Here is a 26,181-nt window from a genome sequence, read left to right on the forward strand (position 1 = left end):
GGCATGGGCTTCTGGTGATTCGGCGGCCGCATTATGGAGAGTGGCAAGCCATTTCCTGCACCGCAGGAGACTGCCTACCCTGCAAGAAAAACTGGGGGGGCTCATAAACGATGATCGCACTATGGCGTCATGACTGCCGAATGGCGAGGGACCTGCGCTTTTGGTGATATGGCGGCCAAATAGGGGGAAGCCACTCCCTGTTGGGCTGAATTGCGTTGAGTGGGAGGGCGTCCCAGGCACTCCTCTCAGGGTGACTAAGCTGCCAGCAGGTGAGCGCTGGCAGCCAGAAGGCAGATGAAACGACAGGGGGAGGCATCATGCCTCCCCCTCTGCTCTGGGTGAACAACTTGAACCAGCTTTAATAGTGTGGGGTCATCGTCTGCCCGCTCAGGTTCTATCGGATCGCCGGTCTCAGAATCTATAGGGGAAGCGCAGCCCTATGCTGTAGTCGGGTGCATCCGTGGTGAGCCCTGCCGACCAGTTGACCGCCATGGAGAGCTTGTCCGTAATGGCCCAGGTTGACCCCATGCCGAAACTGGCGGCGTTGGCATCGGAGCCGGTGACCTTCTCCATGTCAAAGCCTTCGGCTCCCTGGCTGGATTCGAGGGTGATGCGCTGGTTGATGTTGAAGGAGAGGCTGAAGCGCTCGTTCAGTGCAAACGCGACCCCCAATCCATATTCATACCAGTCACCGAGCTGGATGCTGCCTGGCTGATCGCCGGGCTGGTAGGAGACATCGTCAAAGTCTTGCTTGAGGCTGTGGCCATAGTTGAGGTTGGCGAACAGGATGGCGGGGTCCATGGTCTTGACCAGGGAGAAGCCGGTGGACAGCTGCCAAAGCCCGTTGCCGGTGGCGAGATCCTTGGGGACCATCAGGTTGCCGGACTCCGAGGTCATGATCTCTATCCCGTAGGGATCCTTGCCGGTCGGCGCCTTGGCCCGCAGGTTCCAGACCAGATCCGGCCAATCTTCATCCTCGGCCAGGACTCTGTAGTAGATGGCGAGGCTGAGATCGCCGAGCCCGCCATCGCTGACGGTCTGCTCCTCAAACTCACGGCTGGAGTTCTCCTTGCCAGTGCTCTGGTAGTTGGTGTTGCGATACATATAGGGCACGGCCAGTTCCAGCTGCCAGCGATCATTGAGGGTGTAACGGGTCACCAGGTCTGCCGTCCATTGATCGGAGCGGACTCTGTCCAGATTGATTTCGCCAAGGAAGATGGCGTCCAGGGCAAGAAAACCGCGCAGGGCGAGATCCTTGCGATTGTAGTGCTGATAAGAGAGGCCGAAGTCGAGGGTCAAGGCACGATCGAATACGTTGTGCTGCTCGATCATCAGGTCTTCGGTACTGCGACCGACTTCGGGGGCCCGGCGAGCCGGGTCAGGTTGGGAGGGGGCCGCGGCGGCAGCCCCTTCTGCGGCGACTGTGGTCGCACCGGTGGCCTTGACGGCCTCCAGGCGGGCCTGTAACTGATGGAGTGCCTGATTTTGCTGGATCAATTGCTGACGCAGCTGATCAAGCTGTTGTTGTAGGGCCTCTTCCTCTGCGGTCGCGCCCCAGCAGGCGAAAGGGGTCAGTGCAATCAACAGCACGGTAGACTGTTTCATCGAGATACGTCCTTGTTGTTTATTATCCTTTTTATAGTTCAGTCCATGGGATTCATCTGTTCTCAGCGAGAAAGCCAGATCCTGGTCTGATTGAGGGTCTGCAAACCGTCACCCCTGACTCTATTGAGCTGCAGCAGACCTCGACTGAAATCGGTTCCTCTCAGACTCTGTTCCAATCGGACTCGTCCATCGGACGAGTTTAGTTGCAGCCCGGCATAATTGCCTGAAACTCGGTAACTGGCAGTACCAAGGTTCCCCTGATGCTCGTAATTGCCCGCGGAGACGATCTGTCCCGTCATTTCGGGGGCCGTCAGTGTAATCCCCGCCTGGTTCACGGAGCTGTTGCCGCTCCCCTCCAGCTGCACGACTTGCACCAAGCCCGCGCCTTGTACGGGGGCACTCTGAGGCGTCGTTGTTACTGTCTTGACCTCATCCTTGATGCGTACATCCAGTTTGGGTTTATTTTGCACCACGCTCAGGGCCAGGTTCATGGCGGCAGTTTGCTGGGCCTGGGCAGTCGTCAGGGTTGAAATGAACTCGATGCCGAAATAGCTGATCCCGTGGGTACTGACATAGCGACCGCGTAAATGGGCCAGCTCTCCATCGGCCAGTTCAGGAGCAAAATGGTCTGACAGCAGTGCCAGAGGATCCGAATCGGCCAGCAGTGGGCAGGCAAAGCCACCCAGACTGCAGATGAGGCATATGGCGGGTCGGGTATTCATGATGACCTCACATTAGCTCTTTGTGCTGAAAACCAAATTCCAGCAAGGATGTTTCATTGACGGGGGCGAACAGCCCATCTTTTCCTCTGGCAGAGAGTGGAGGAGAAGGATTGGCCAGAGGCGCATCCGGGCGATAACCGGCACCAATAACGGCGAGCAGTATGCCGTTCCAGCTTTCCTTGAACTCCTGGAACGTAATGACACGATTTCCGAGGGCCGGATCTGCCAGATAGACACGGTCGTGGCGATCGATGGCACGCAGCACGGCAAAGTGCTGATAGCCGCGAATATTGAGCAGCACTATGGTGGGTACTCTCACCTGCCGCAATTTTTCATCTCCCAGGCGATACCCTCTGACGCGCATGCCGAGCATTTGCAAATATTGCTTCATGTCGAGCATGGAGAAGCCATAGCGTTTGACCTGTTCCGGGTCTGTCATGGCCAACATGCCATCCATCACCCAGCGTTCATTCGTTGTATGGCCGTAGGAGTAGCGCAGTATGGTTGCGACGGCGGCAGCCCCACAGCTGAAATCTGTCTGTTGGCGCTCGATATTGGCATAACGGCGCTCCAGAATGCTCTGTACCGGTTTGTTGAGATCCCCCAGTGCCGGAAGATGTTCTCCCAATGGCATATTGGCCGACCAGGCCGCAGGGCAGAATAACAACAACAGTAGCCAGCGCATTGAGACCTCCATGTCCTGAAAAAAGGGGGCGCAAAGGCCCCCTCTGAAGTGCATTACTTGGCAAAACCTGCGGCCAGCGAGAGGTTGTTCGCTTGCAGATTGTTGGTGCCCGACGACACGTTCACCCCGATGTTGCCCACGGCACCGTTGAAGGCGCCGCCATCGATGGTTGCCCGGTTGAAGGTTTCGCGGCTGGTGTAGGTATTGACCACGGGGATGAAGCCAGTTGCATAGCCACTGAGCTTGATATCACCCTCTTCCTCGAACTTGAACTTGGAGTCCTTGCTGCCATTATCGTCCTGATTGTCATAGTCGATGTGGCCCCAGAGACTGCCGCCATTGGGATGATCACCATCTTTCCAGATTTCCGGATAGACGTTGTTGGTCTGCTTGCTCGTCCCTTCGTACTCACCCTCGGCTTTGAGCTTCAGGAAGATGGGGTTGTAGTCCACGGTCTTGGTGGCACTCAGGCTCTTGTTCTCGGTCATGTTCTTGGACACGCTCTGGCTGTTTGCCACTGTGGCCACGGCCATGTTGCCGGTGGACACCGAGGCTGCCATGTTGTTGGCCTGGACGTTACCCGAGCCAGATGTCACGTTGGCACCTATGTTGCCCGCGGCATTCTGGAATGCCCCGTCGCCGATCCCGGCCTTGTTCTGATGACCGTGGTTGGTAGTCCAGTTTTGGCTGGCACTTTGGGTGGAGAAGATCTCGGCATCCGAAGAGCCACCGGGCATGCCTTGTTGTTGGCCGCGGCCCATGATGAACTCGGCATCGACTTCGTCATAGGCTGCTAGGGAAGCGCTGTTGCCTTGTACGTTGGAGTCACCGGCTGCTACGTTGGCGCCGACGTTACCGGATGCACCCTCGAAGGAGCCGTCAATCTTGCTCGTGTTCTCCGTTCTTGTGTTGGCAGTGCCGATCATGGAGCTGGATTGCTGGTTGTCCACCACCGCCATGCCGAGTTTGTTGACATTGATGTAGCCGCCGATGCGAACGTCGCCTTCGTACTCCACATCGACCTCTGCCTTGACCTTCTTGGTCAAGGTTGCCCCTGTCTCATCCCTGTCACCGCGGTAATCGGCGGAGGCGGTGCCCGACATGGCCATGACAACCGCAGCGGCTAATGAGCTATAAATAAGTCCACGCATAATGAGTCTCTCCATTGAACTTTCTGTGGAAGATTTGCCCATCGGCTGAATCTACGCCCCCGGACTCGGCTTCCGATCCCTGCGACATCATGGGGATGTCGTTACTGCGCCAGCCAGAGGCAGGGAGACCATGTTAACTGCCTGGTTTCCCTGTCCCGTGACCTGGTTCACCTGGATGACGCCTTTGCTGCCCGTCAGGGCGTTGTCGTCCAGATAGATACTGGTGGTTGTGTTGGAGGGCACCTTGCCCGCAGGTGTCTTTGCAACACTGGTGCTGAGGTTGATGTCGGTCACCACGCCGATGCCGCTGTCATCCAGCGACAAGGCGAAGGCATTCAGCTGTTGGTTGGCCTCACCGGCACCCTGATTGATCCCGACCAGCCCCTGGCTCTGGCTCAGCGCCGAGCCCAGAATGGCCACGCTCTGGTTGCCATTGAGATTGGTAGTGGATTGATTCTGCTGACTAAACTGAACGATGGCCGGCCCTGATAGCGCTATGGCGGCGAGGTTGCCCTGCTGGTTGTTATTACCGGCGACCATATTGACACCCATGGCGCCACGAATATTGCTGAGGGCTTGCGAGCCGAGATCAACACGATTCTCTGCTTGTGACTGTTGTGCGAATACGGAAAGGGAAATAATTGCCAGTGCAATATATGTTTTCATGCTCTGTCTCCATATGCCAGGAGGGCTTATTAGAGAGAGCAATGAATGTGCCAGTTGGTAACTTGTTGATATATATTGTTTTTGTATTTGAGTTATTTGTGTTTAAGTCTCAGTTTTGATAATGAACTTTTATATGATTCATCAACACATTGTTTATCAATGACTTTATTGTTTCTCACCGTTAATTTTGCTGTCTCATTATTGTGGTGTCATCAGTCTAAATGCGGGATGGTTTATAGTTATCATCGTCTGGTTATCTTGAGTTGGTGTCATTTGACGATCGCCATGCCCTTTCCAGATGAAAGAGTGAGCCTCAAAGAGCAATGGTCAGACTCTCTCGTGCAGAGGCTATAACAAGGAGTTTTCCCTATGACAGAAACGGCATTGTTACTCATCAATTCATGTGCCGTGCTGGAAAGCCTGCTGATAAAAGGCGAGTGGCAAGTGGAGCAGGCGAGTTCCCTGGCGGTGGCAGAACAGAAATTGCAGGAAAAGGCGTATCCCCTGGTGCTGGTGGCCATCAAGCCGGAGCAGCATGACGCCTTGTATTCCCTGATTGGCCAATACTCCAGCAGCCTGTGGATTGGCCTGATCGAGCGTGATTGCCTGGCCAGCGAAGCCCTGCGCAACCTGCTTGCAGCCTGTTTCCATGATTTCCACACCTTCCCGCTCGATCAGGAAAGACTCTCCCACAGCCTGGGTCATGCGCTGGGAATGGCGCAGCTCATCCGGCGCCATCGACCCAAGATGCCGGCTCAGCTGCGCTTCATCCAGGGGGAGAGCAGCGCCATTCGTCAGTTGCGCGAGCAGATCATGCGGCTGCAACATTGTCGCCTGCCCGTGCTGGTGACCGGACCCAGCGGAACCGGCAAGGAGCTGGTGGCTCGTGAGCTGCACTACAGCACCTTCGGTGAAGACAGTCCTTTTGTGGCCGTCAACTGCGGCGCCATGCCCCATCAGCTGATCCAGTCCGAGCTGTTCGGCCACGTCAAGGGGGCCTTCACCGGTGCCCAGAGCCGCAAGATAGGCAAGATTGAGGCGGCCGATGGCGGCACCCTGTTCCTCGACGAGATCGGGGAGTTGCCACTGGAGGACCAGGCGACCCTGCTGCGCTTCTTGCAGGAACAGAGCATAGAGGCCGTGGGCAGTCATCTGACCCGGACTGTGGATGTGAGGGTCATCGCAGCCACCAATATCGACGTGGAGCAGGCGGTGGCCAGCGGCGGATTTCGCATGGACCTCTACTATCGGCTCAATGTGGTACGGCTGCGCACCCCTGCCTTGTGCGAACGGGCCGAGGATATCCAGCTGCTTGCCGACGATATACTGGCAGAAGTGCGGGGAGGGCGGATGCTGAGCTTTACCCACAAGGCGCGTCAGGCCATGCAATCCTATGGCTGGCCTGGCAATGTCAGGGAGCTGCGCAACCGGGTGCAACGGGCTGCAGTCATGTGTTCGGGCCCCTTCATCGAGGCCGATGACATGGAGCTGACCAACATGGATTCCCTGTTGCTCGATGGCTCGCTCAAAGCCGTGCGTGAGGCAGCAGAGCGCCAGGCGCTGCAACGGACGCTGGCCCGTTTCCCGGATCAGCTGGAGGAGGTGGCGCGCACCCTGGACATCTCGCGCGCCACCCTCTACCGTCTGCTGGACAAGCACGACCTGCTGTAGTCCTCGTCATTGCGTGCATGGCGGCTCTTGCTCCATGCCGTTCGGTGCCAAACCCCGGGCAACAGGCCCGGGTTTTTATTTGTGCAAATGTGCACAACCCGGCCGGGCGGCGGATGCGTTCGAGGGGGTCGTCAGGAGGCGTGCGTTGCCAGCTGGCACAGACGGCGCGCCGCCTCCTCTTCACTTTGGACCACCTGATGGACGCCGCGGATCAGCAGGTGATGCACCTCTTCCGCCTGGTGACCACAGGCGGCAATGCGCAGCAGGTCTCCCTGTTCACGGGCTCTCGCAGCAATTTCTCCGGCCAGCAGGCTGTCATCCAGGGTGATGAGCAACCAGCTGGCATCGGGGAGCGCCACCGAGAGCAGGTCGTTCTGGATGGGGTGGCCTGCGAGGCAGGTGATCCCCTGAGCGCGCCAGGGTTCCAGCAACTGCTCATCCGGATCTATCACCACCATCTCCCTTCCTTGCTCATGCAACTGCCGAATCAAATGGCTGCCGATGGCGTCGGCCCCGACCACCACCACATGACCCTGCAGGGGACAGAGGGAAGTACCGGTCTCGACCTGGGGCTCAGGCTTGCTTCTTAGCCAGCTCTCGACCTGGTTGAACACCAGTGGATTGAGCATGATGGAGAAGCAGGCGCCCACCAGCACCAGATCGCGCGCCACATCGGGCACCAAGCCGAGCATGGCACCCAGCCCCATCAGGATGAAGGAGAACTCCCCCACCTGGGCCAGGCTGGCCGAGATGGTCAGTGCCGTGCGCACGCTGTGGCCAAACAGGCGCACTATGGCGAAGGCCGCCACCGACTTGCCGATGACAATGACAAAGAGGGTTGCCAGCACCGCCATCGGCTCGCGCAGCAAGATGGTGGGGTCAAACAGCATGCCCACAGAGACGAAGAAGAGCACGGCGAAGGCATCCTGCAGTGGCAGGGTATCGTTGGCAGCCTTGTGGCTGAGGTGGGAGCTGTTCATCACTACCCCGGCGAAGAAGGCGCCGAGGGCGAAGGAGACACCGAACAGCTTGACCGCCCCGAAGGCGATACCCAGGGAGCAGGAGAGCACGGCCAGGGTAAAGAGTTCGCGGGAGCCGGTGGCGGCGGTGCGGGCCAGCATCCAGGGGATGAGGCGGCGGCCCCCTATGGTCATCAGTGCGATGAAGGCGGCCACCTTGGCCAGGGTGAAGCCCAGATCCCGGAGTACATGGGCCAGGGTCAGGGCCTCGCCTCCGGTCTGCAGGTTCGCCAGTATGGGGAGCAGCACCAGGGCCAGCACCATCACCAGATCCTCGACGATGAGCCAGCCGATGGCGATGCGCCCCTCCTTGGTATCCAGTTGCCCCCGGCTCTCCAGCGCCCGCAGCAGCACCACTGTGCTGGCGGTGGAGAGTGCCAGCCCGAACACCAGGCCGGCGGTGATGCTCCAGCCGAGCAACTGGGAGAGGCCGAGCCCGAGCAGGGTCGCCAGGGTGATCTGCACTATGGCGCCCGGGATGGCGATGTGTTTGACCGAGAGCAGATCTTTCAGGGAGAAGTGCAGGCCGACGCCAAACATCAACAGAATGACGCCGATCTCCGCCAATTCGGGGGCGAGTCTCAAATCGGCCACATAGCCGGGGGTGAATGGGCCGCATACGACCCCGGCTGCCAGATAACCCACCATGGGGGAGATGCGCAGGCGTTGAGCCAGCATGCCAAAAAGATAGGCGAGCACGAAGCCGCCAACCAGGGTTGTGATCAGGGGGAGTGAATGGTCCATGTCGTCACCTCGCTAATGGCAGTCAGGGGCTACCAGATCACCAGGAGGCGAAGAGGGCAGCTGTCAATGAGCAGGGGGCGAAAGAGACAGAAGTTGGCCGCATCAAGCACAATATCTTGGAGGCAACAGATGCCGTTTCCATTGAAAAGTAATGTATTTTTACTGCTCGAGCAACACTTATCCAAGTTTCAGATCTAATTTGACTTCAAGCTCATATAAAACATTGTTTTGTGAGTGGTTAAAAAGTCTTTTCCGGTAAATATTGGCAGGAGTAATCAATCCTTGATGGGTTTTTGGCTCGCCGGGGAGCCAAGATGACGGAGGCGGCCTCCTGGCCGCCTCCGTTGATGCGCACCAAGGATTACTCGCCCCTGGCAACCCCCTCCCGCCTCGGGTCTGCGGCGCCAAACCAGCCACCGGCATTGCGTTGCACCCCCTGCAAGCCCGAAGTCTGCTCGCTGAGCACTATCTCGTGTCCCCTGGCCTTGAGCCCCTGGATAACGGACTCGGGCGTGCGTCCCTGCTCCAGCTCGGTGGGGCCGTTGCGGCTGCCGAAGTTGGGCAGGTCGATGGCCTGCTGCAGGTTCAGCCCCCAGTCCTGGGTGCCGAGCAGCGTCTTGCCCACGTAGTTGATGATGGCCGAGCCACCGGGGGAGCCCAGGCTCATCTCCAGCTGCTTGCTCTGCTTGTCGAACACCAGCAGGGGCGACATGGAGGAGCGCGGGCGCTTGCCGGGCTCGACCCGGTTGGCCACCGGCAGACCGGCGGCATCCACCGAGGTGAAGGAGAAGTCGGTGAGCTGGTTGTTGAGCAGGTAGCCGTTGACCATCAGCCGGGAGCCGAAGCCGTCCTCGATGGAGCTGGTCATGGAGACCGCCATGCCGTCCCCATCCACTATGGAGACGTGGCTGGTGGAGGGCAGCTCAGGGGTGGCGTCCTTGCCCATGGTCAGCGCCAGTGGCGGCGTGCCCGGTTGGGCGACGCCCATGGACTTGGCACCGATGAGCCGGCCCCGCTCGGCGAGATAGCCCTTGTCCAGCATGCCGCGCACCGGCACCTCGACGAAGTCGCCGTCGGCCACGTACTGGTTGCGATCGGCGAAGGCGAGTCGCGCCGCCTCGCTGTAAAGGTGGATCGCCTCGCTTGAGGCGGCCAGCCGGCCGTCCGCCCCCTGTACCGGCCTGAGGGCCGCCATGTCGCGGCTCTCCAGCATGCCGAAGATCTGGCCGAGGGCCAGGGTGCCCGAGGAGGGCGTCGGGAAGCCGCACACCTCGCTCTGGCGATAGTCAAAGCAGAGGCCGTCCCGCAGCCTGGCGCTGTAGCTGGCCAGATCCGCGGCGCTCAGCACCCCGGGGTTGGTGGGATGGGCGTGGACTTTGGCCACCATGGCCTCGGCGATGGGCCCTCGATAGAAGGCATCGGCGCCATCCCGTGCCAGCGTCCTGAGTACCCCGGCCAGTGCCGGGTTGGTGAGGCGGGTGCCCGCCGCCCTGGGGCTGCCATCCGCCTGATAGAAGTAAGCCCTGGCCTCGGGGTCTTTGGCCAGATAGGGATCCTTGGCGAGCAGGGTGGCGAGGCGGGGGCTTATCACAAAGCCCTGCTCTGCCAGGGCGATGGCGGGCTCGAACAGGCTGGCCCAGGGCAGCTTGCCATAGCGGGCGTGGGCCAGCGCCAGGGCGCGTACAGTACCGGGGGCGCCGACCGAGCGACCGCCCACCACACCGTCATAGAACGCCATCGGCTTGCCGTCCTTCATGAACAGCTGATCCGTGGCCGCTGCCGGTGCCGTCTCCCGGCCATCCACGGCCGCCACCTGCTTGCCATCCCACACCAGCATGAGGGAGCCGCCGCCGATCCCGGAAGATTGCGGCTCCACCAGAGTCAATACCAGCTGGACGGCGATGGCCGCATCGACGGCGCTGCCGCCCGCCTTGACGATCTGGTAACCCGCATCCGCCGCCAGCGGGTTGGCCGCGGCCACCATGAAGTCGCGCCCCTGCCAGCCCGGCTTGTCGGTCCAGCCGCTGGCCGCCTCGGGGGCTGTCAGGGTCTGGGGAGGGGGGACATAATGAAAGGCACTCTGGGGGGCGCAGCCGGTGAGCAGGCCGAAGGCCACCAGCAGGGCGAGGGGTTTGAGGGACATGACAGGCTCCTTGTCGGTTTATTGTACAGTCATCGGAATGTGGCACAGTTGGAGCCCGATTGAAAGATTGTCTTTATACTCATATGGTTACAAAAATCTCAAGGAGGGCCCAGGATGCACAAGGAACGACTGGTGAGGCGTTGCGTGACGGGGCTGCTCTGCCTGCTGCTGGCCGCCTGCGGCGAGCCGGGGTTCAGACCCCTGGGGGCGGGGGAGACCATACTGGCCTTTGGTGACAGCCTGACCGAAGGGCGCGGTGCCAGCCCGGCCCAGAGCTACCCCAGCGTACTGGCGAGCTTGAGTGGTCACCCCGTCATCAATGCCGGGGTGTCGGGGGAACTGAGCCAGGCGGGCAGGGCCCGCTTGCCGGCGCTGCTGGCCGAGCACAGGCCCGCCCTGGTGATCTTGCTGGAGGGAGGCAACGACATGCTGCGCGGCAGCGGCGAGGTGGCGCTCAAGGCCAATCTCGCCGCCATGATAGAGGCGGTGCAGGGCAGCGGTGCCCAGGTGCTGCTGGTGGCCGTGCCCCGCAAGTCCCTGTTTGCCGATGGTGCGCCGCTATACGGGGAACTGGCAGAGCAGTATGGGCTGGTGCTGGACGAGGAGAGCATTGGCGAGCTGCTGCGCAGCCGCGAGTTCAAGTCCGACGCGGTGCATCTCAATGGGGCGGGTTATCGCGCCCTGGCCGAGCGGCTATACCGGCTTTTGCAGGAGCGCGGCGCGTTCTGAAGCGGGTGCTCCTGCCGTGTCGGCGGGGCTACCCGGGATCAAAAAAAACCGCCGAGGCGGTTTTTTTTACAGGCAAGGGACAACTCAGAGGGACTGCTCTTCGCCACCCAGGGCGGCAAACAGCGCCGGGATGAACTGGGCCAGCTCGGCGGTCACCAGGGCAAAGTCCGCATCCAGGCGGGCGGCGGGATCCTCGCTGGTCACGTCGTCGTTCTGCTCGCGCAGCTCTTCGCTGAACTTGAGGCGCTTGATGGAGAGATCGTCCCCCAGCACGAAGCTCAGGGTCTCGCCCCAGTTCAGGGCCAGCTTGGTCACCAGCTTGTCGTTGGCCAGGTGATTCTTGATCTCGTCGCTCATCAGATCCTGCTGCTTGCAGCGGATGATGCCGCCGTGTTCCATGGCACTGCGCAGCTCGGCCTCGTCTTCCAGGGTGAAGCTGGCGGGCAGATTGCCCTCGTTCAGCCACTCGGTCATGGTGATCTCGGGCGGGTTCTTGAGGGCCACCGGCACCACGGGCAGGGTGCCTATGCTCTTGCGCAGCAGCGCCAGCAGATCGTCCGCCTTCTTGGCGGAGCCGGCGTCCACCACCATCAGGTTGTCGGCCGGATTGATCCAGGCGAAGGTCTGGCTGGTGCGGCTGAAGGCGCGGGGCAGCAGGGTGTGGAGTATCTCCTCCTTGAGGGCCTCCTTCTCCTTCTTCTTGAGGGCGCGGCCCTGCTCGAATTCGATCGCTTCCACCTTCTCCGCCAGCATCTCCTTGACCACTGTGCCCGGCAGCATCTTCTCTTCCTTGCGGGCGCAGAGCAGGATATGGCCAGAGGCGCTGTGAGTCAGGGTGGAGCCGAATTTACCGAGGGGCTTGACCCACCCGAACCGGGAGATGTCCTGACTGCCGCACGGGGTGAAGGCACAGGCCTCGAGCTGGGTTTCCAGCTGATCCACGGTCAGGTCAAAGGGGCGGGTAAAGCGATAAATCTGCAGGTTTTTAAACCACATGGCGTCCTCGGTCTCATAGATTGTCCGGCGGGCATTGTACTAGAGAGGCGCTTTGTGATCAGCCAATCATTCTCGCTAAATAAAGGGCGATCGACTTCACATGGCCTCATCTTGACCGCCCGTCTTGTCATCGAACTCCCCTAGACTGCGAGTGTTCAAATTGTTAACAAGGATGCGAATATGTTGAGAGCGAGCCGGCCGGAAGACATGGAAGAGATCGTCGAGATCTGGCTGCTGGCATCCTTGCAGGCCCATGATTTCGTTGACGCTTCCTGCTGGTGGCAGGCTCAGGAGGAGCTGCGTACCCGCTACCTCGACCACGCCCGCATCTGGGTGTTTGAAGAGCGCGGGGAGTTGCTCGGTTTCATGGCCCTGGTGGATGACTACCTGGCGGCTCTCTTCGTGCGACCCGACCGCCAGGGGCGCGGGGTTGGCCATGCCCTGCTGCAGGAGGCCAAGCAGCAAGAGGGGGCGCTCCATACCCGGGTCTTCGTGGAAAACGAGCCGGCGGTACGCTTCTATTGCCGCCACGGGTTCAGGATAGGGGGTGAGGTCTCGGATCCCCTGACCGGTCATCCCCAGTACCAGATGCATTTCCAAGCCGTCTGAATCTGACGTCACCGGCCTGTTTTGCTTGAAAAAAGAGGGGCGTATCCTCATCTTGTCCTCATCGGGTACCACTGGCACCCCCCCTCTTATCTTTCGAGCCGTTTTTCATGAAGATCCTGCACACAGCCGACTGGCACCTTGGCCATCAACTCCATGGTCATGAGCGCCGCTTCGAACACGATGCCTTTCTCGACTGGCTGACCGACACCATCAAGACGCGGCAGATCGACGCCCTGCTGGTAGCAGGGGATCTGTTCGATACCGCAAATCCTCCCGCCAGCGCCTGGCAGCAGCTCTATCGATTCCTGGCCAGGCTGCGCGCCGAGATGCCCCGCCTCAACATGGTGCTGATCGGTGGCAACCACGACTCTCCCTCCAAGCTGGACGCTCCCCACGAGCTGTTGCGGGCCTTCGACCTGCATCTGGTGGGCAGCATCAGCCGGGACGGGGAGGGCAAGCTCGAAACCGATCGCCTGCTGGTGCCGCTGCAAGAGAGGGAGGGCAAGGTTGCCGCCTGGTGCGCCGCCGTGCCTTTTCTTCGCAGCAGCGACCTGCGGGTGGAGCCGCTCGAAGAGGGGCAGGATCGGCTGATCGAAGGAGTTCGCCAGATCTACCGGGAAGTACTGGCGCAAGGCCGCGCGCGCTGCGAGCCCGGTCAGGCCCTGATCGCCATGGGCCACGCCTACCTGGCCGCGGGTCAGCTCTCCGAGCTCTCCGAGCGGCGGGTGCTCGGCGGCAATCAGCACGCCCTGCCCGCCGACATCTTCGCCACCGCCGACTACACCGCCCTTGGCCACCTCCATCTGGCCCAGAGCCCGGCCGAGGGGGTGCACTACAGCGGCTCGCCGCTGCCGCTCTCGCTCGCCGAGGCCAACTACAACCACCAGGTGCTGGAGGTCAGGTTTGAGGGGGGCAAGCTGGCGGGGCTGGAGCGGATCCCTGTGCCCCGCGCGGTGGAGATGATCCGCCTGCCCCAGGGCACCCTGGAAGAGGCGCTCACCGCCATAGAGGGGCTCTCCCTGCCCGACTGTCCCCAGGAGGCGCAGCCCTTCCTCGAGGTGAGGCTGCTGCTGCCTAAGCCCGAGGCCCGCATCCGCGAGCGCATTCTGGCGGCCATGGCGGGCAAACCGGTACGCCTCGCCCGCATCAGCACCCAGTATCAGGGCTCGGGGGAAGGGCTGGCCGATGGCCGCGAGCGGCGCAGGCTGGATGAGCTCTCCCCCACAGAGGTGTTCCGTCTCTGCTATCAGCGGCAGTTCGAGGGGGAGCCGGCGGCCGAGCTGGTCGCCTCGTTTGAAGAGATCCTGGAGCAGGTGAAGGAGTCCAACTCATGAAAATCTTGTTGCTCTCCGGTGAGGGCAAGGCCCGAGCAAGCCGCCCCGAGCATAAAGAGATGCGGATGAAGGAGTGCCATTCATGAAAATCTTGTCTCTTGCAGGGGAGAACCTGGCCAGCCTGACCGGGGCTTTCACCATCGACTTTACCAAGGGGGCGCTGGGCGCCGCCGGGCTCTTTGCCATCACCGGCAACACGGGCGCGGGCAAGAGCACATTGCTCGACGCCATCTGTCTCGCCCTCTATGACGAGATGCCGCGCTTTATCGCCAATCGCAAGCACGTGGCCGAAGTGGGCAGGGCGGATGACGAAGAGAAGCTCAAGGCCAACGACGTGCGCGGCATTCTCAGTCGCGGGCACGCCAGCGGCTGTGCCGAGGTGCAGTTCCGCGGCTGTGACGGCCGCATCTGGCTGGCGCGCTGGGCGGTGCGGCGGGCCCGCAATCGCTCGGAGGGGCGCTTCCAGGCCCAGGAGCGCAGCCTGACCGACGTCGAGTCGGGGCAGGTCTTTTCCGGCAGCAAGCGGGAGCTGCAGGATCGCATCGACGAGCTGGTGGGCCTCTCCTGGGAGCAGTTCCGCCGCGCAGTGATACTGCCGCAAGGGGAGTTCGCCGCCTTCCTCAAGTCGAGCGCCGATGAGCGCTCCGCCCTGCTCGAGCGGATGACGGGCACCGAGCTCTACTCCGCCATCTCCATCCAGACCCATGAGCGGGCACGGGCCGAGCAGCAGGCGCTGGCGACCATACAGCAGCGGCTCGGCGACGTGGTCCTGATGGACGACGAGACACGCGAGCACTGGGTCGCCCGGCAGCTGAGCCTCTCCACCAGCCTCAAGCACGAACAGCAGCAGCGTCAGCTGTTGCAGGACTTGCGGGATCTCAACGGCCGGATTGCCGCCCAGTTGCAGGCCTGCCGGGAGGGGCAGGAGGAGCTGGCCGCCGCCGAGGCTGCCCATGGCGAGGCGGCGCCTGGGCGGGAAGAGTTTGCCCGCGCCGAGCAGGCCCAGGTGGCCCGCGCCGATCACGATGAACTGGCCCGCCTCACCCTGGAGGTGCAGCAGCAGGAGCTGCAGATAGGCCAGCTTGCGCCTCAGTTGGAGCAAGTTGAACCTGTGTTGCAGCAGGCCGCGCTGCGCGAGCAGCAACTGCTGGCCGACAAGATTGCCGCCGAGCGGGAGTGGGGCGCCCTGCAACCCGAGCTCAAGCGGGCGCAGGAGCTCGATACCCGGCTCAAGGAGAAGAGCCAGCAGTTGCAGGAGACCCGGCAGCAGGGGACCCAGGCACGGGCCCTGCAACTGGCGCTGCAGCAGGAGTGGCAGCAGCAGGCGAGTCGGGTCGAGGCCCTGACGGTGCGCCGTCAGCAGTGGGCTCTCTGGCTCGAGGAGCGCAAGGCCCTGGCCCCGCTGGCGCGCCAGTGGCAGCCTTTGCTTGCGGCCATCCAGGACTGGGCGGCGGACAGGGAGTTGTTGCAACGGGTGCTGCAAAGCCGTGAGCACAAGGGCCATGCCCTGCGGGATCTTGCCAGCCGGCTGGCGCTGGGGCAGCAGGAGCGCGACTACTGGCAGCAGGAGCGCACCCGATTGCAACAGCAGCACGATGAGCTGCAGGCGCAGGAGTGGGACACCGAGGTCGCCAGGGCGCAGGAGCAGCGCCAGGCCCAGACCGAGCAACTGGCCCGGGTTCGCCAACTGCTGGAGCTGGCCCAGTCGGGCCGCAACCACAGCGAACAGCAGGAGCGCTTGCTGCAGGAGATGGCGCTGCTCGAGCAGCATCTTGCCCGGCTGAGAACCCAGCATGAGGAGCTGGCTCCGGCGCTGGCGCGGCTCGCTACCCAGCGCGGCGAGGCGCGCCATGCCCTGGAGCAGGCCCGTGCAGTTGCCAGTTTCGAGCAGTACCGCCATGTGTTGAGCGATGGCACCCCCTGCCCGCTCTGCGGCGCCGAGGAGCATCCCTACACCCGGAGCCAGCCCCAGGTGGCCGGCATACTGGCGCAACTGGCCGAGCGTGTCCGCCAGCTGGATCTGGAGTGGGAGCAGCTCAACCATCAGCATATTCAGGGGGAGAGCGAGCGGGTCGAGCTGGCGCGTCAGCTGGTCGCCCGTCAGCAGCATCAACCCGAGCTGGAGGCGCGATCCGAGCAGATGGTCCAGCGCTGGCTGCAACTGGGAGGGGATGCCCTGCTGGGGCAGGGGCTGCCCTTGCGGCAAAGCCCGGCGCAGTGGACCGAGCTGCTGGCTCGCCTGCTGGCGCAGGGGGAGGCTCTGGAGTCGGATCTCGTGGCCGGGCAGCGGAAACTGCAGCAGGCCCAGCAGGGGCAGCAGAGGCTGCTGGGGCTGCGCAGCCAGCTGACCGAGCTGACCGCCCGCCATCAGCAGTTTGAGCAGCAGTGGCAGGATGCCGAGCGGCAGAAGATTGAGTGGGAGGCCGAGCTGAAGGCGCTGGCCGAGCAGGAGGCGTCACTGCGCCAGCGCCTGGCACTGGGGGAGGCTCGCCTCGATGAACAGATGGGGGCGGAGCCCTGGCGCCAGTGGCTCGGCAGCCGGCAATGGCAGGAGTGGCAGCAGACCTGCGAGGAGTATCTGCGCGGACAGAGCGAATGGGAGCAGCTAGGGGGCGAGCTGGCCACTCTGACCCCGGCCCTGAGCGCCCAGGAGGCGCGGGTGCAGAGCCAGAACGAGCTGTTGCAAAAGCTGGAGCGCGACTACAAGGAGCATGAGCAGCAGCGTCAGGGACTGCTCGCCAGCCGGGAAGCCTGCCTCGGAGGCCGTGCCATCGCCCTGGTCGAGCAGGAGTGGCAGCAGCGGCTGCAACTGGCGGCCAGTCAGCTCGAGGAGGCGGTGACCGCTCTGCGGGTCGCCCGGGAGAAGCAGACCGAGCTCAAGGCCAGGTTGACCCATCTCGAGCAGGACAGGCAGGTGAGCAGCCGTCGTCGCCGCGATGCGCTGGGGAGCTGGGCGGCCCATGCCGGCACCCTCGGCATCGCCGAATATGATCTGCGTCGACTGCTGGCCATCACGGCGGATGAGCTCAGGGCTCGCCGCACCGCCTTGCAGCGTCTGGACGATGCCCTGGCCGAAGCCCGCACCCGGCTGACCGAGCGTCAGCGGGCGCTGGCTCAGGAGGAGGCCAAGCTGGCGCGCTATCGGGAGCATCATGGGGAGCTGGCGGCCCTCACGGCCGAGGCCCTTGCCGAGCGTCTGGGGGCCTGCGAGGCCCGCTGCGGCGAGCTGGAAGAGCAGTTGTTCCAGTGCAAGAGCACCCTGGCTCAGGCCGAGGCGGCGGCGCTGAAGGCGGGGAGCCTGCAGGAGGCACTGGCTGCCCAACAGGCGGTGGCGGATCACTGGCTGCAACTGTCCGAGCTTATCGGCTCCGCCAGCGGCGCCAAGCTGCGCACCTTCGCCCAGAGTCTCACCCTGGAGCGTCTGCTGCTGGAGGCCAACGCCCAGCTCGGCGAACTGTCGCCGCGCTATCGGCTGGAGCGGGTGCCCGGCACGGATCTGGCGCTGCAGGTGGTGGATCTGGACATGGGGGACGAGGTGCGGTCTGTGGACTCTCTTTCCGGCGGCGAGAGCTTCCTGGTGTCGCTGGCGCTGGCGCTGGCCCTCTCCAGCCTCTCCTCCCGCCAGACCCAGGTCGAATCACTGTTCATCGACGAGGGGTTCGGCACCCTGGATCCGGACAGCCTGGATCTGGCGCTCTCCAGCCTGGACTCCCTGCAGGCCGCCGGTCGCCAGATCGGGGTCATCTCCCACGTTCAGACCCTGGTGGAGCGGATCGGCGTGCAGATCCGGGTCGAGGCTCTCGGCGGTGGCGAGAGCCGGGTGGTATTGCCCTGAGGGTGACGCTTCAGCCATAACAAAAAGGCTCCGGTATCGGAGCCTTTTTGTTGCTGTTGTCCGCCCGGGCTATTTTTTATCGGGCAACATATTGGTCAGTGTGTTGTCCTTGAGCACATGGTGGTGATAGATGGCGGCCCCTGCGTGCAGGGCTATCAGGGCATAACCAATGTTGGCCAGCGTCTCGTGCAGCTCTTTTATCGTTCCCTTCAAGCCATCATCCGGCGTGATAAGGGCGGGCAGCTCAAATCCGAAGAAGGGGATGGGCTTGCCACCGGCGCTCAGCAGCAGCCAACCCAGCAGCGGCGTCAGGATCAAAAAGCCGTACAGGGCCAAATGGGCGAGGTGGCCGAGCTTGAGCATCAGGGGCGAGGGGGCGGGCACTATGTGCGGCGAGGGGCTGCCAAAGCGCACCAGCAGCCGTGCCACTACCAGCGCCAGAATGAGCAAGCCCACCATGAAGTGACACTCCTTCATCAGGTCGCGTCCGGCCGAGCCCTTGGGGAAAATATCCCTGAACTCCATCAGCCCATAGACGGCCACCATCAGCAGCAGGGTCAGCCAGTGCAACCCTATGCTCAGGTTGCCATAACGTTGTTCCGTATTCTTCAGCATCTTCATCTCCTTCCGGAGGGCGCATTGCATCGCCCTGGTCCATCCCGTCACGCATGGCGCCGGGATCCCGTGGTTTCCACACCCATGCTACAAGGCTTGTCGGACAATGCCTTGATCTCGAACGCGCTTTTGCATCGGATTGCCCTTGCCCGGCCAGGGAACCAGCTAGCCCCAGATGGCTGAGAGGCTGGCGGACCCAAGGTGTTGCCCATAAAAAAACCGAAGCCCAGGGCTTCGGTTTTTTGTTGCAGCAGCTGGCACCAGCCAGCGTTGCATTATTTCTTGATGCGGATAACCGGGGTCTCGCCCACAGTCACGGCGCCAGTCATCTTGATCAGCTCTTTGATCTCGTCCATGTTGGAGATGACGACCGGGGTCAGGGTAGACTTGGCTTTCGCTTCCAGTACGGCCAGATCGAACTCGATGATGGTATCACCGCGCTTGACCTTCTGACCTTCCTGGGCGATGCGGGTGAAGCCTTCGCCCTTCAGCTCGACGGTGTCGATACCGAAGTGAACGAACAGCTCGATACCAGAGTCGGATTCCAGAGAGAACGCGTGGTTGGTCTCGAAGATCTTGCCGATGGTGCCGTCACACGGAGCAACCATCTTGTTGCCAGCCGGCTTGATGGCGATGCCGTCACCGACGATTTTCTCGGCGAAGACAACGTCAGGCACATCTTCGATGGGCACGATTTCGCCAGACAGCGGAGCGAAGATTTCGATGCCGCCGGTGTCAGAACTGTCATCGGAGACCAGTTTCTTCAGTTTATCAAACAGACCCATAGTAAAAGCTCCTAGAGATGATTGTCGCTGTTTGCAGCCGATCTTAGCAGACTGCCTTCTGCTTAATAAAGTTATCTACACAGGCTTCGATTTCGGCGGCGGTCGCATAGCTCAGTGCCTGGTCTGCCATTGCCTTCACATCTTCGAAGTTGGTGTTGCGGATAAGCTTCTTGATACGCGGTACAGAGATGGCGCTCATGGAGAACTCATCCAGACCCATACCCAGCAGCAGCAGGGTGGCGCGTTCGTCACCAGCCAGTTCACCGCACATACCGGTCCACTTGCCATTGTCATGGGAAGCGTCGATTACCATCTTGATCAGGGTCAGGACGGAGGGTGACAGCGGGTTGTACATGGCGGAAATCATCTCGTTACCACGGTCGACGGCCAGGGTGTACTGGGTCAGGTCGTTGGTACCGATACTGAAGAAATCCACTTCCTTGGCAAGATGATGAGCCATCACGGCGGCGGCCGGGGTCTCGATCATGATACCTACTTCGATGGATTCATCAAAGGCTTTGCCGTCGGCACGCAGTTCGGCCTTCAGCTGTTCCACAGTGGCCTTGAGGCTGCGGAACTCTTCGACGGAGATGATCATCGGGAACATGATGCGCAGTTTGCCAAAGGCAGAGGCACGCAAGATGGCCTTCAGCTGGGCGTGCATGATGTCTTCGCGATCGAAGAAAATACGCACGGCACGCCAGCCCAGGAAGGGGTTCATCTCTTTCGGGAAATTCATGTAGGGCAGTTCTTTGTCGCCGCCGATGTCCATGGTGCGGACGATGATCGGCTGATCCGGCATGGCCTCTGCCACTTCTTTGTAGGCCTTGAACTGCTCGTCTTCGGTCGGCAGCGCATCACGGTCCATGAACAGGAACTCGGTGCGGTACAGACCCACGCCTTCGGCGCCGTTGCGGATGGCACCCTCGGTATCCTTGACGGTACCGATGTTGGCGCAGACTTCGACTTGGTGACCGTCCAGGGTGATGGCAGGCAAGTCTTTCAGCTTGGCCAGCTCGTCTTTCTCGGCCTGGAACTGGGCCTGGAACTTCTTGGCCTCGGTCAGCTGCTCGGCGGTCGGGTTGATGATGATCTGGTTGTTGATGCCATCCAGAATCAGCATGTCACCGTTGTTGACGCGCGCAGTGATGTCGTTGGTGCCCACTATGGCCGGCAGCTCAAGGGAGCGGGCCATGATGGAGGTGTGAGAGGTACGGCCACCGATGTCGGTGACAAAACCCAGCACGTATTTCAGGTTGATCTGAGCGGTTTCAGACGGGGTCAGGTCTTTGGCGACCAGGATCACCTCTTCGTCTATGGTGCTCAGGTTGACAACGGCGATGCCCAGCACGTTCTTCACCAGACGGGTACCGATGTCACGGAAGTCGGTGGCGCGCTCGCGCAGATAGGGGTCGTCCAGCTCGGCCATCATCTTGGCGTACTGTTCGATCACCTCATAGATGGCTTTGTCGGCGGATGCCTTGTTGTCTTTGATGAAGGATCTGATATCCCCTTCCAGCTCCTCATCTTCGAGCAGCATGATGTGGCCTTCGAAGATGGCCTCTTTTTCTTCACCGAAGGTACGACCGGCCATCTCTTTGATGGCTTCCAGCTGTGCGGCTGACTTGGTGCGGGCTTCGAGGAAGCGGTTGATCTCGACGTCAATCTGGTCAGCAGAAATCTTGCCCTGATTGATAACGATTTCATCTTCTTTCAGAAGAAGCGCCTTACCGAATGCGATACCGGGGGACGCAAGAATGCCAGATATCATAATCCTTCCTATTAAAACGACTGTGGGGGAGGAGTAAAGCTGGATTACTCCAGCTCGTCCATCAGGGCAACCAGCTTCTCAACGGCTTTCTGAGCGTCCGGGCCGTCGGCCTGGATGGTCACGTTGGTGCCTTTGGTCAGGCCCAGGGTCTGCAGCTTGAACAGGCTCTTGGCGCTGGCGGATTTGCCACCGGAGACCACAGTGATCTCGCTTTGGAATTCTTTGGCTTCTTTCACGAACTGAGCTGCGGGACGGGTGTGCAGGCCGTTTTCAGCAGTAATAACAACAGACTTCTCGTACATGGTTTCACCCCATATTATTGATATTGTGTGGAGAGATGGTCGCTAATGAGGCTTCCTGTCTCACCGTGTCAGTATGGATATGTTGTAAAGTAACGAAATCAGACCTGCAATGGTTTAATCCAGGTCAATTTTCTGTGCAGTATTCGGCGTCCAGGCTAAGTCTTTTCGTTATCGGGCTGTAAGCCGCGTCAGGACTGGCCTGAAATTAATTTATAACGAAAAATAACACTTTGTTACCTTGTGATACCTAGCCGGTAAACACCTCGTGACGCGGCACAGGATATGAGATTTATCACAGAATGTCTGCTTTTTTTGTCAGACCCAACTTTGTTATTTTACCCCAAAAAATAAGGGGTCGACTGACACTGATGGCTACTGAGTTTAGCGCATAATGAAAACGGCGCCCCAGGGGCGCCGTTGTTTTGATGTAAGACGATCAATTACTGCTGCAATTCCTGCTCGCTGAACACGCCGGCGAAGAGGGCGCTGGAGAGGTAGCGTTCGGCGGCGCTTGGCAGCACGACGACGATTGTCTTGTCCTTGAACTCCGGCAGCTCGGCCAGACGGGCGGCAGCCACCACGGCGGCGCCTGAGCTGATCCCCGCCAGTATGCCTTCCTCTTCCATCAGGCGGCGAGCCATCTCGATGGACTCCTCGCTGCTCACCTGTTCGACGCGATCCAGCAGGGTCAGGTCCAGGTTGCCCGGAATGAAGCCGGCGCCTATGCCCTGGATCTTGTGGGGGCCGGGCTTGATCTCTTCACCCGCCAGTTTCTGGCTGATGACAGGAGATTCGGAGGGTTCGACCGCCACGGAGATGATGGCCTTGCCCTTGGTCTGCTTGATGTAGCGGGAGACCCCTGTGATGGTGCCGCCGGTGCCGACCCCTGCCACAAACACATCCACCTCGCCGTCGGTGGCGTCCCAGATCTCGGGGCCTGTGGTTTGCTCATGGATCTCGGGGTTGGCGGGGTTTTCGAACTGCTGCAGCAGCACATACTTGCCCGGCTCGGATTCCAGGATCTCGTTGGCCTTGGCGATGGCGCCCTTCATGCCGAGGGGGCCTTCGGTCAGCACCAGGTTGGCACCGAGCGCCTTGAGCAGCTTGCGGCGCTCCAGGCTCATGGTGGCCGGCATGGTCAGGGTGATGGGATAGCCACGGGCCGCCGCCACGAAAGCCAAGGCAATGCCCGTGTTGCCGCTGGTCGGCTCGATGATCTCCTTGCCCTTGGTCAGCACGCCGCGTTTCTCGGCATCCCAGATGAGATTGGCGCCGATCCGGCACTTGACGCTGAAGCTCGGGTTGCGGCTCTCGATCTTGGCCAGCACGCGGCCCTTGGTAACACGGTTGAGACGAACCAGCGGGGTGTTGCCTATGGTCTGGCTGTTGTCCTCAAAAATTTTGCTCATGGTGCTATCCCTGTGTTTGTTAAGGCGATGAAACAAGATTACCCTGTGGTTTCTGAATGAGAAGTGACGAATCGTTATAACAATATGTTATTACAACATATAGAACTTATTCTTTATTACCGAGGCCCAGGGCGGGCCTTGTGCTACCAAGGGAACGGACGCCATGGGATTTGCAGGAAGCGATCGCTATCTCGCATCAAAGTCACTGAGTATGGCCGTCAATGCCGCCATAGTGTTGGAGAAGCCGCTGCTGATCAAAGGTGAGCCGGGCACCGGCAAGACGGTGCTGGCTGAGGCGGTCGCCGAGTCGTTCGGTGCCGACCTCATCAGCTGGCACATCAAGTCCACCACCAAGGCCCAGCAGGGGCTCTATGAATATGATGCGGTGGCCCGGCTGCGTGACTCCCAGCTCGGGGATCCCCGGGTGGGTGAGATCCACCACTACATTCGTCGGGGCAAGCTGTGGCAGGCGTTTTGCGCCGAGCAGCGCCCTGTGCTGCTCATCGACGAGATCGACAAGGCGGACATCGAGTTTCCCAACGATCTGTTGCTGGAGCTGGATCGGATGGAGTTCGAGGTCTACGAGACCGGCGAGCGGGTCAAGGCGCGCCAGCGTCCCGTCGTCATCATCACCTCCAACAATGAGAAAGAGCTGCCGGACGCCTTCCTGCGCCGCTGCTTCTTCCATTACATCCGCTTCCCCGACAAGGCCGAGATGCAGGCCATCGTCCAGCTGCATTATCCGGATCTCAAGGAGAGCCTGCTCGCTGAGGCGATGGATCTCTTCTTCGAGCTGCGGGCGGTGGAGGGGCTGCGCAAGAAACCCTCCACCTCAGAGCTCTTGGATTGGATCCGCCTGCTGCTGGCCGATGACATAGCCCCCGAGGCGCTGCGCAGCCGGGAGCTGGGCAAGCTGGTGCCCGCCCTCTATGGCGCCCTGCTCAAGACGGAGCAGGACTTGCACCTGTTCGAGAAGCTGGCCTTCCTGGCGCGGCGCGGCGGCTGAATGCTGATCGACTTCTTCACCCATCTGCGCCGCCACCGGCTGCCCTGCAGCCTGCGCGAGTTGCTGGATCTCCATGGTGCCCTGGCTGCCGGACTCGCCAGCGTGGACATGGACGACTTCTACCGCTTGTCCCGCTGCCTGCTGGTGAAGGACGAGGCCCACCTCGATCGCTTCGATCGCGCCTTCGCCGAGTATTACGAGGGGCTGGAGGCCATCCCCCTGCTGCCGGAGACGCTGCCGGATGACTGGCTGCGCCAGGAGTTCGAGCGGCTATTGAGCTCTGAGGAGAAAGCCTTGCTCAGCTCCCTCGGCGGGCTCGACAAGCTGCTGGCCACCCTCAACCAGCGCCTGCGCGAACAAAAGGCGCGCCACGCCGGCGGCAACAAGTGGGTGGGCACCGGGGGCAGCAGCCCGTTCGGCCATGGCGGCTTTCACCCCGAGGGGATCCGCATGGGAGGGGAGGGGCAGCATGGCAAGGCAACCAAGGTGTGGGAGGCGCGCCACTACCGCAACTTCAGCGACGACTCGCCGCTCGGCCAGCGGGCCATCCAGCTGGCCCTGCGCAAGCTCAGGCGCTGGGTGCGCAAGGGCAATCCCTCGGAGCTGGATCTCGACGACACCATCAGCAGCACGGCCCGTCAGGGCTGGCTCGATGTGAAACTGCGCCCCGAGCGCCACAACGGGGTCAAGCTCTTGGTGTTCTTCGATGTGGGGGGATCCATGGATGCCCACGTGGCCGAGGTGCAGCGCCTCTTCAGTGCCCTGCGCCACGAGTTCAAGCACCTGGTGTTCTTCTATTTTCACAACTGCCTCTATGACGTCGTCTGGCAGGACAACCGCCGCCGCACCCAGGAGCGCGTCGATACCCTGAGCTTGCTGCGCACCTACGGCAGCGACTATCGGGTGATCCTGGTGGGAGACGCCAAGATGGGCCCCTACGAGATCACCTGGCCCGGCGGCAGCGTGGAGCAGTGGAACGAGGAGCCCGGCCAGGTGTGGCTGGCGCGACTGCAGCACCACTTCCCCAAGCTGGTGTGGATCAACCCGGTCCCCAGGCAGGAGTGGCTCTGGCACCCCTCCATCAAGTTGATGAATGACGTGATTGGCGGGCGCATGCACCCGCTGACCCTGGCTGGTCTCGCCGGAGCGATCGATCAGCTATGAACCTCTGAACCCTAAAAAAAACAGACAAGCCGGGATTGCACCCGGCCAGGAGCAAAGATGACCTCTATCGTAATCAGTGGCTCAGGCCTCTATACCCCGCCCTTTGCCGTCAGCAACGAAGAGCTGGTGGCGGCCTTCAACCAGTATGTGGATCTCTACAACGAGGAGAACGCCTCCGCCATCGACGCCGGCCAGCTCCCTGCCAAGCAGCATTCGAGCTGCGAGTTCATCGAGAAGGCCTCGGGCATCAAGAGCCGCCATCTGGTGAGCAGAGAGGGGGTGCTGGATCCGGACATCATGCAGCCCCTGCTGGCGGAGCGCCCCGATGACCAGCCCTCCATCATGGTGGAGATGGCGGTGGCCGCCGCCGAGCAGGCGCTGATCGCCGCCGGTCGCGAGCCCGGCGAGATCGATCTCGTCATAGTGGCGGCCTCCAACATGCCGCGCCCCTATCCGGCGCTGGCCATCGAGCTGCAGCACTATCTGGGGGCCAGTGGCATGGCCTTTGACATGAACGTGGCTTGCTCTTCCGCCACCTTCGGCATCAAGACGGCGGCGGATCTGCTGGCGGCCGGCACCGCCAGACTGGCCCTGGTGGTGAACCCGGAGATCTGCTCGGGCCACCTCAACTTCCGCGACCGGGACAGCCACTTCATCTTCGGCGACGCCTGCACCGCCGTGCTGCTGGAGCGGGAAGACGATTGCCAGGTGGCCAACCCCTGGCAACTGGTGGCGAGCAAGCTGGTGACCCAGTACTCCAACAACATCCGCAACAACTTTGGCTTCCTGAACCGCTTCAGCCCGCGCACCCGCTATGGGGATGACAAGCTGTTCCGCCAGCAGGGGCGCAAGGTGTTCAAGGAGGTGCTGCCCCTGGTGTGTGACCAGATAAGCACTCAGCTCGATGAGCAGGGGTGGGCGGCAGACTCTTTAAGCCGGCTCTGGCTCCATCAGGCCAACCTCACCATGAACCAGTTCATCGGCCGCAAGCTGCTGGGCCACGACGCCAGCCAGCAGGAGGCGCCGGTGATCCTGGACAGCTATGGCAATACCAGCTCGGCGGGCTCCGTCATCGCCTTCCACCTGTTCAACCAGGACTTGCCGAGCGGGGCCCGCGGTGTGCTCTGCTCCTTCGGCGCCGGTTACTCCATCGGCAGCCTGTTGTTGCAGCGCCTCTGAGTGCCACCATCCGGCGGCAGCAAAAAACCACCCGAGCGGGT

General features: G+C 61.6%; 21 protein-coding genes. 8 read left to right on the forward strand and 13 right to left on the reverse strand.

Going from position 1 to position 26,181, the window contains the following annotated elements; translation table 11 throughout:
- Positions 1–411: 411 nt before the first annotated feature.
- From WIR04_RS06150 to WIR04_RS06170, 5 genes are all read right to left on the reverse strand, one after another.
- Positions 412–1,605 carry a transporter gene (locus WIR04_RS06150; RefSeq protein WP_025327770.1) on the reverse strand — a complete coding sequence of 398 codons (1,194 nt, stop codon included), beginning with the start codon at positions 1,603–1,605 and terminating at the stop codon, positions 412–414.
- A gap of 62 nt (positions 1,606–1,667) precedes the next feature.
- Entirely contained in the window at positions 1,668–2,327 is a 660-nt protein-coding gene (locus WIR04_RS06155) for a hypothetical protein (protein WP_139744216.1), read from the reverse strand.
- 7 nt (positions 2,328–2,334) lie between these two features.
- Positions 2,335–3,012: a C39 family peptidase gene (locus WIR04_RS06160; protein WP_338891258.1), complete on the reverse strand. Its 678-nt coding sequence runs from the start codon at positions 3,010–3,012 to the stop codon at positions 2,335–2,337.
- Positions 3,013–3,065: 53 nt separating this feature from the next.
- Positions 3,066–4,058, reverse strand: a complete 993-nt coding sequence (locus tag WIR04_RS06165) for a hypothetical protein (RefSeq protein ID WP_338891260.1) — start codon at positions 4,056–4,058, stop codon at positions 3,066–3,068.
- A gap of 192 nt (positions 4,059–4,250) precedes the next feature.
- Positions 4,251–4,829, reverse strand: coding sequence for a hypothetical protein (locus WIR04_RS06170; protein WP_226989642.1), 579 nt, complete (start codon positions 4,827–4,829; stop codon positions 4,251–4,253).
- 369 nt (positions 4,830–5,198) lie between these two features.
- On the opposite strand from WIR04_RS06170, the gene WIR04_RS06175 reads away from it, so the two are divergent.
- Positions 5,199–6,500 (forward strand): sigma-54 dependent transcriptional regulator, encoded by a 1,302-nt coding sequence (locus WIR04_RS06175; RefSeq protein ID WP_338891262.1) that lies wholly within the window; start codon positions 5,199–5,201, stop codon positions 6,498–6,500.
- A gap of 131 nt (positions 6,501–6,631) precedes the next feature.
- Here WIR04_RS06175 and ybaL read toward each other — a convergent pair whose 3' ends face one another.
- The gene (gene ybaL / locus WIR04_RS06180; protein WP_338891263.1) at positions 6,632–8,263 is read right to left on the reverse strand and encodes a YbaL family putative K(+) efflux transporter; all 1,632 of its coding nucleotides are present in this window, start codon (positions 8,261–8,263) and stop codon (positions 6,632–6,634) included.
- Between the two features lie 361 nt (positions 8,264–8,624).
- Positions 8,625–10,406: a gamma-glutamyltransferase gene (gene ggt, locus WIR04_RS06185; protein WP_338891265.1), complete on the reverse strand. Its 1,782-nt coding sequence runs from the start codon at positions 10,404–10,406 to the stop codon at positions 8,625–8,627.
- A gap of 114 nt (positions 10,407–10,520) precedes the next feature.
- On the opposite strand from ggt, the gene WIR04_RS06190 reads away from it, so the two are divergent.
- Complete coding sequence (locus WIR04_RS06190; protein ID WP_338891267.1) at positions 10,521–11,135, forward strand: arylesterase; 615 nt, start codon at positions 10,521–10,523, stop codon at positions 11,133–11,135.
- An 84-nt stretch (positions 11,136–11,219) separates the two neighbouring features.
- On the opposite strand, the gene rdgC is transcribed toward WIR04_RS06190, so the two are convergent.
- Entirely contained in the window at positions 11,220–12,131 is a 912-nt protein-coding gene (gene rdgC / locus WIR04_RS06195) for a recombination-associated protein RdgC (RefSeq protein WP_263684342.1), read from the reverse strand.
- A gap of 180 nt (positions 12,132–12,311) precedes the next feature.
- Here rdgC and WIR04_RS06200 point away from each other — a divergent pair, with 180 nt between their 5' ends.
- The 3 genes from WIR04_RS06200 to WIR04_RS06210 all read left to right on the forward strand — a co-directional run bounded on the left by WIR04_RS06200 (position 12,312) and on the right by WIR04_RS06210 (position 17,909).
- Positions 12,312–12,740: a GNAT family N-acetyltransferase gene (locus tag WIR04_RS06200; RefSeq protein WP_338891271.1), complete on the forward strand. Its 429-nt coding sequence runs from the start codon at positions 12,312–12,314 to the stop codon at positions 12,738–12,740.
- Positions 12,741–12,847: 107 nt separating this feature from the next.
- On the forward strand, positions 12,848–14,074 hold the full coding sequence (locus WIR04_RS06205; RefSeq protein WP_338891272.1) for an exonuclease SbcCD subunit D C-terminal domain-containing protein: 1,227 nt from the start codon (positions 12,848–12,850) through the stop codon (positions 14,072–14,074).
- Between the two features lie 82 nt (positions 14,075–14,156).
- Entirely contained in the window at positions 14,157–17,909 is a 3,753-nt protein-coding gene (locus WIR04_RS06210) for an AAA family ATPase (RefSeq protein WP_338891274.1), read from the forward strand.
- A 69-nt stretch (positions 17,910–17,978) separates the two neighbouring features.
- Here the strand turns inward: WIR04_RS06210 and WIR04_RS06215 are convergent, their stop codons facing one another.
- The 5 genes from WIR04_RS06215 to cysK form a co-directional block, all read right to left on the reverse strand.
- Positions 17,979–18,524: a cytochrome b gene (locus WIR04_RS06215; protein WP_338891276.1), complete on the reverse strand. Its 546-nt coding sequence runs from the start codon at positions 18,522–18,524 to the stop codon at positions 17,979–17,981.
- Positions 18,525–18,799: 275 nt separating this feature from the next.
- Positions 18,800–19,309 carry a PTS glucose transporter subunit IIA gene (gene crr, locus WIR04_RS06220; RefSeq protein WP_005325875.1) on the reverse strand — a complete coding sequence of 170 codons (510 nt, stop codon included), beginning with the start codon at positions 19,307–19,309 and terminating at the stop codon, positions 18,800–18,802.
- A gap of 43 nt (positions 19,310–19,352) precedes the next feature.
- A complete protein-coding gene (ptsI, locus tag WIR04_RS06225; protein WP_338891280.1) occupies positions 19,353–21,080 on the reverse strand; it encodes a phosphoenolpyruvate-protein phosphotransferase PtsI in 1,728 nt (575 codons plus the stop codon).
- A 44-nt stretch (positions 21,081–21,124) separates the two neighbouring features.
- Positions 21,125–21,382 (reverse strand): HPr family phosphocarrier protein, encoded by a 258-nt coding sequence (locus WIR04_RS06230; protein WP_005303128.1) that lies wholly within the window; start codon positions 21,380–21,382, stop codon positions 21,125–21,127.
- Positions 21,383–21,822: 440 nt separating this feature from the next.
- Positions 21,823–22,791 carry a cysteine synthase A gene (cysK, locus tag WIR04_RS06235; protein WP_025327755.1) on the reverse strand — a complete coding sequence of 323 codons (969 nt, stop codon included), beginning with the start codon at positions 22,789–22,791 and terminating at the stop codon, positions 21,823–21,825.
- A 163-nt stretch (positions 22,792–22,954) separates the two neighbouring features.
- Here cysK and WIR04_RS06240 point away from each other — a divergent pair, with 163 nt between their 5' ends.
- From WIR04_RS06240 to WIR04_RS06250, 3 genes are read left to right on the forward strand one after another with little or no spacing between them, the layout of a single operon-like run.
- Positions 22,955–23,797 carry a MoxR family ATPase gene (locus WIR04_RS06240; protein WP_338891282.1) on the forward strand — a complete coding sequence of 281 codons (843 nt, stop codon included), beginning with the start codon at positions 22,955–22,957 and terminating at the stop codon, positions 23,795–23,797.
- Positions 23,798–24,961 (forward strand): vWA domain-containing protein, encoded by a 1,164-nt coding sequence (locus tag WIR04_RS06245; RefSeq protein WP_338891284.1) that lies wholly within the window; start codon positions 23,798–23,800, stop codon positions 24,959–24,961.
- A 57-nt stretch (positions 24,962–25,018) separates the two neighbouring features.
- Positions 25,019–26,140, forward strand: coding sequence for a beta-ketoacyl-ACP synthase III (locus WIR04_RS06250; RefSeq protein WP_338891286.1), 1,122 nt, complete (start codon positions 25,019–25,021; stop codon positions 26,138–26,140).
- Positions 26,141–26,181 lie beyond the last annotated feature (41 nt).

The organism is Aeromonas rivipollensis (genome assembly GCF_037811135.1).
GTDB classification, from domain to species: domain Bacteria; phylum Pseudomonadota; class Gammaproteobacteria; order Enterobacterales; family Aeromonadaceae; genus Aeromonas; species Aeromonas rivipollensis.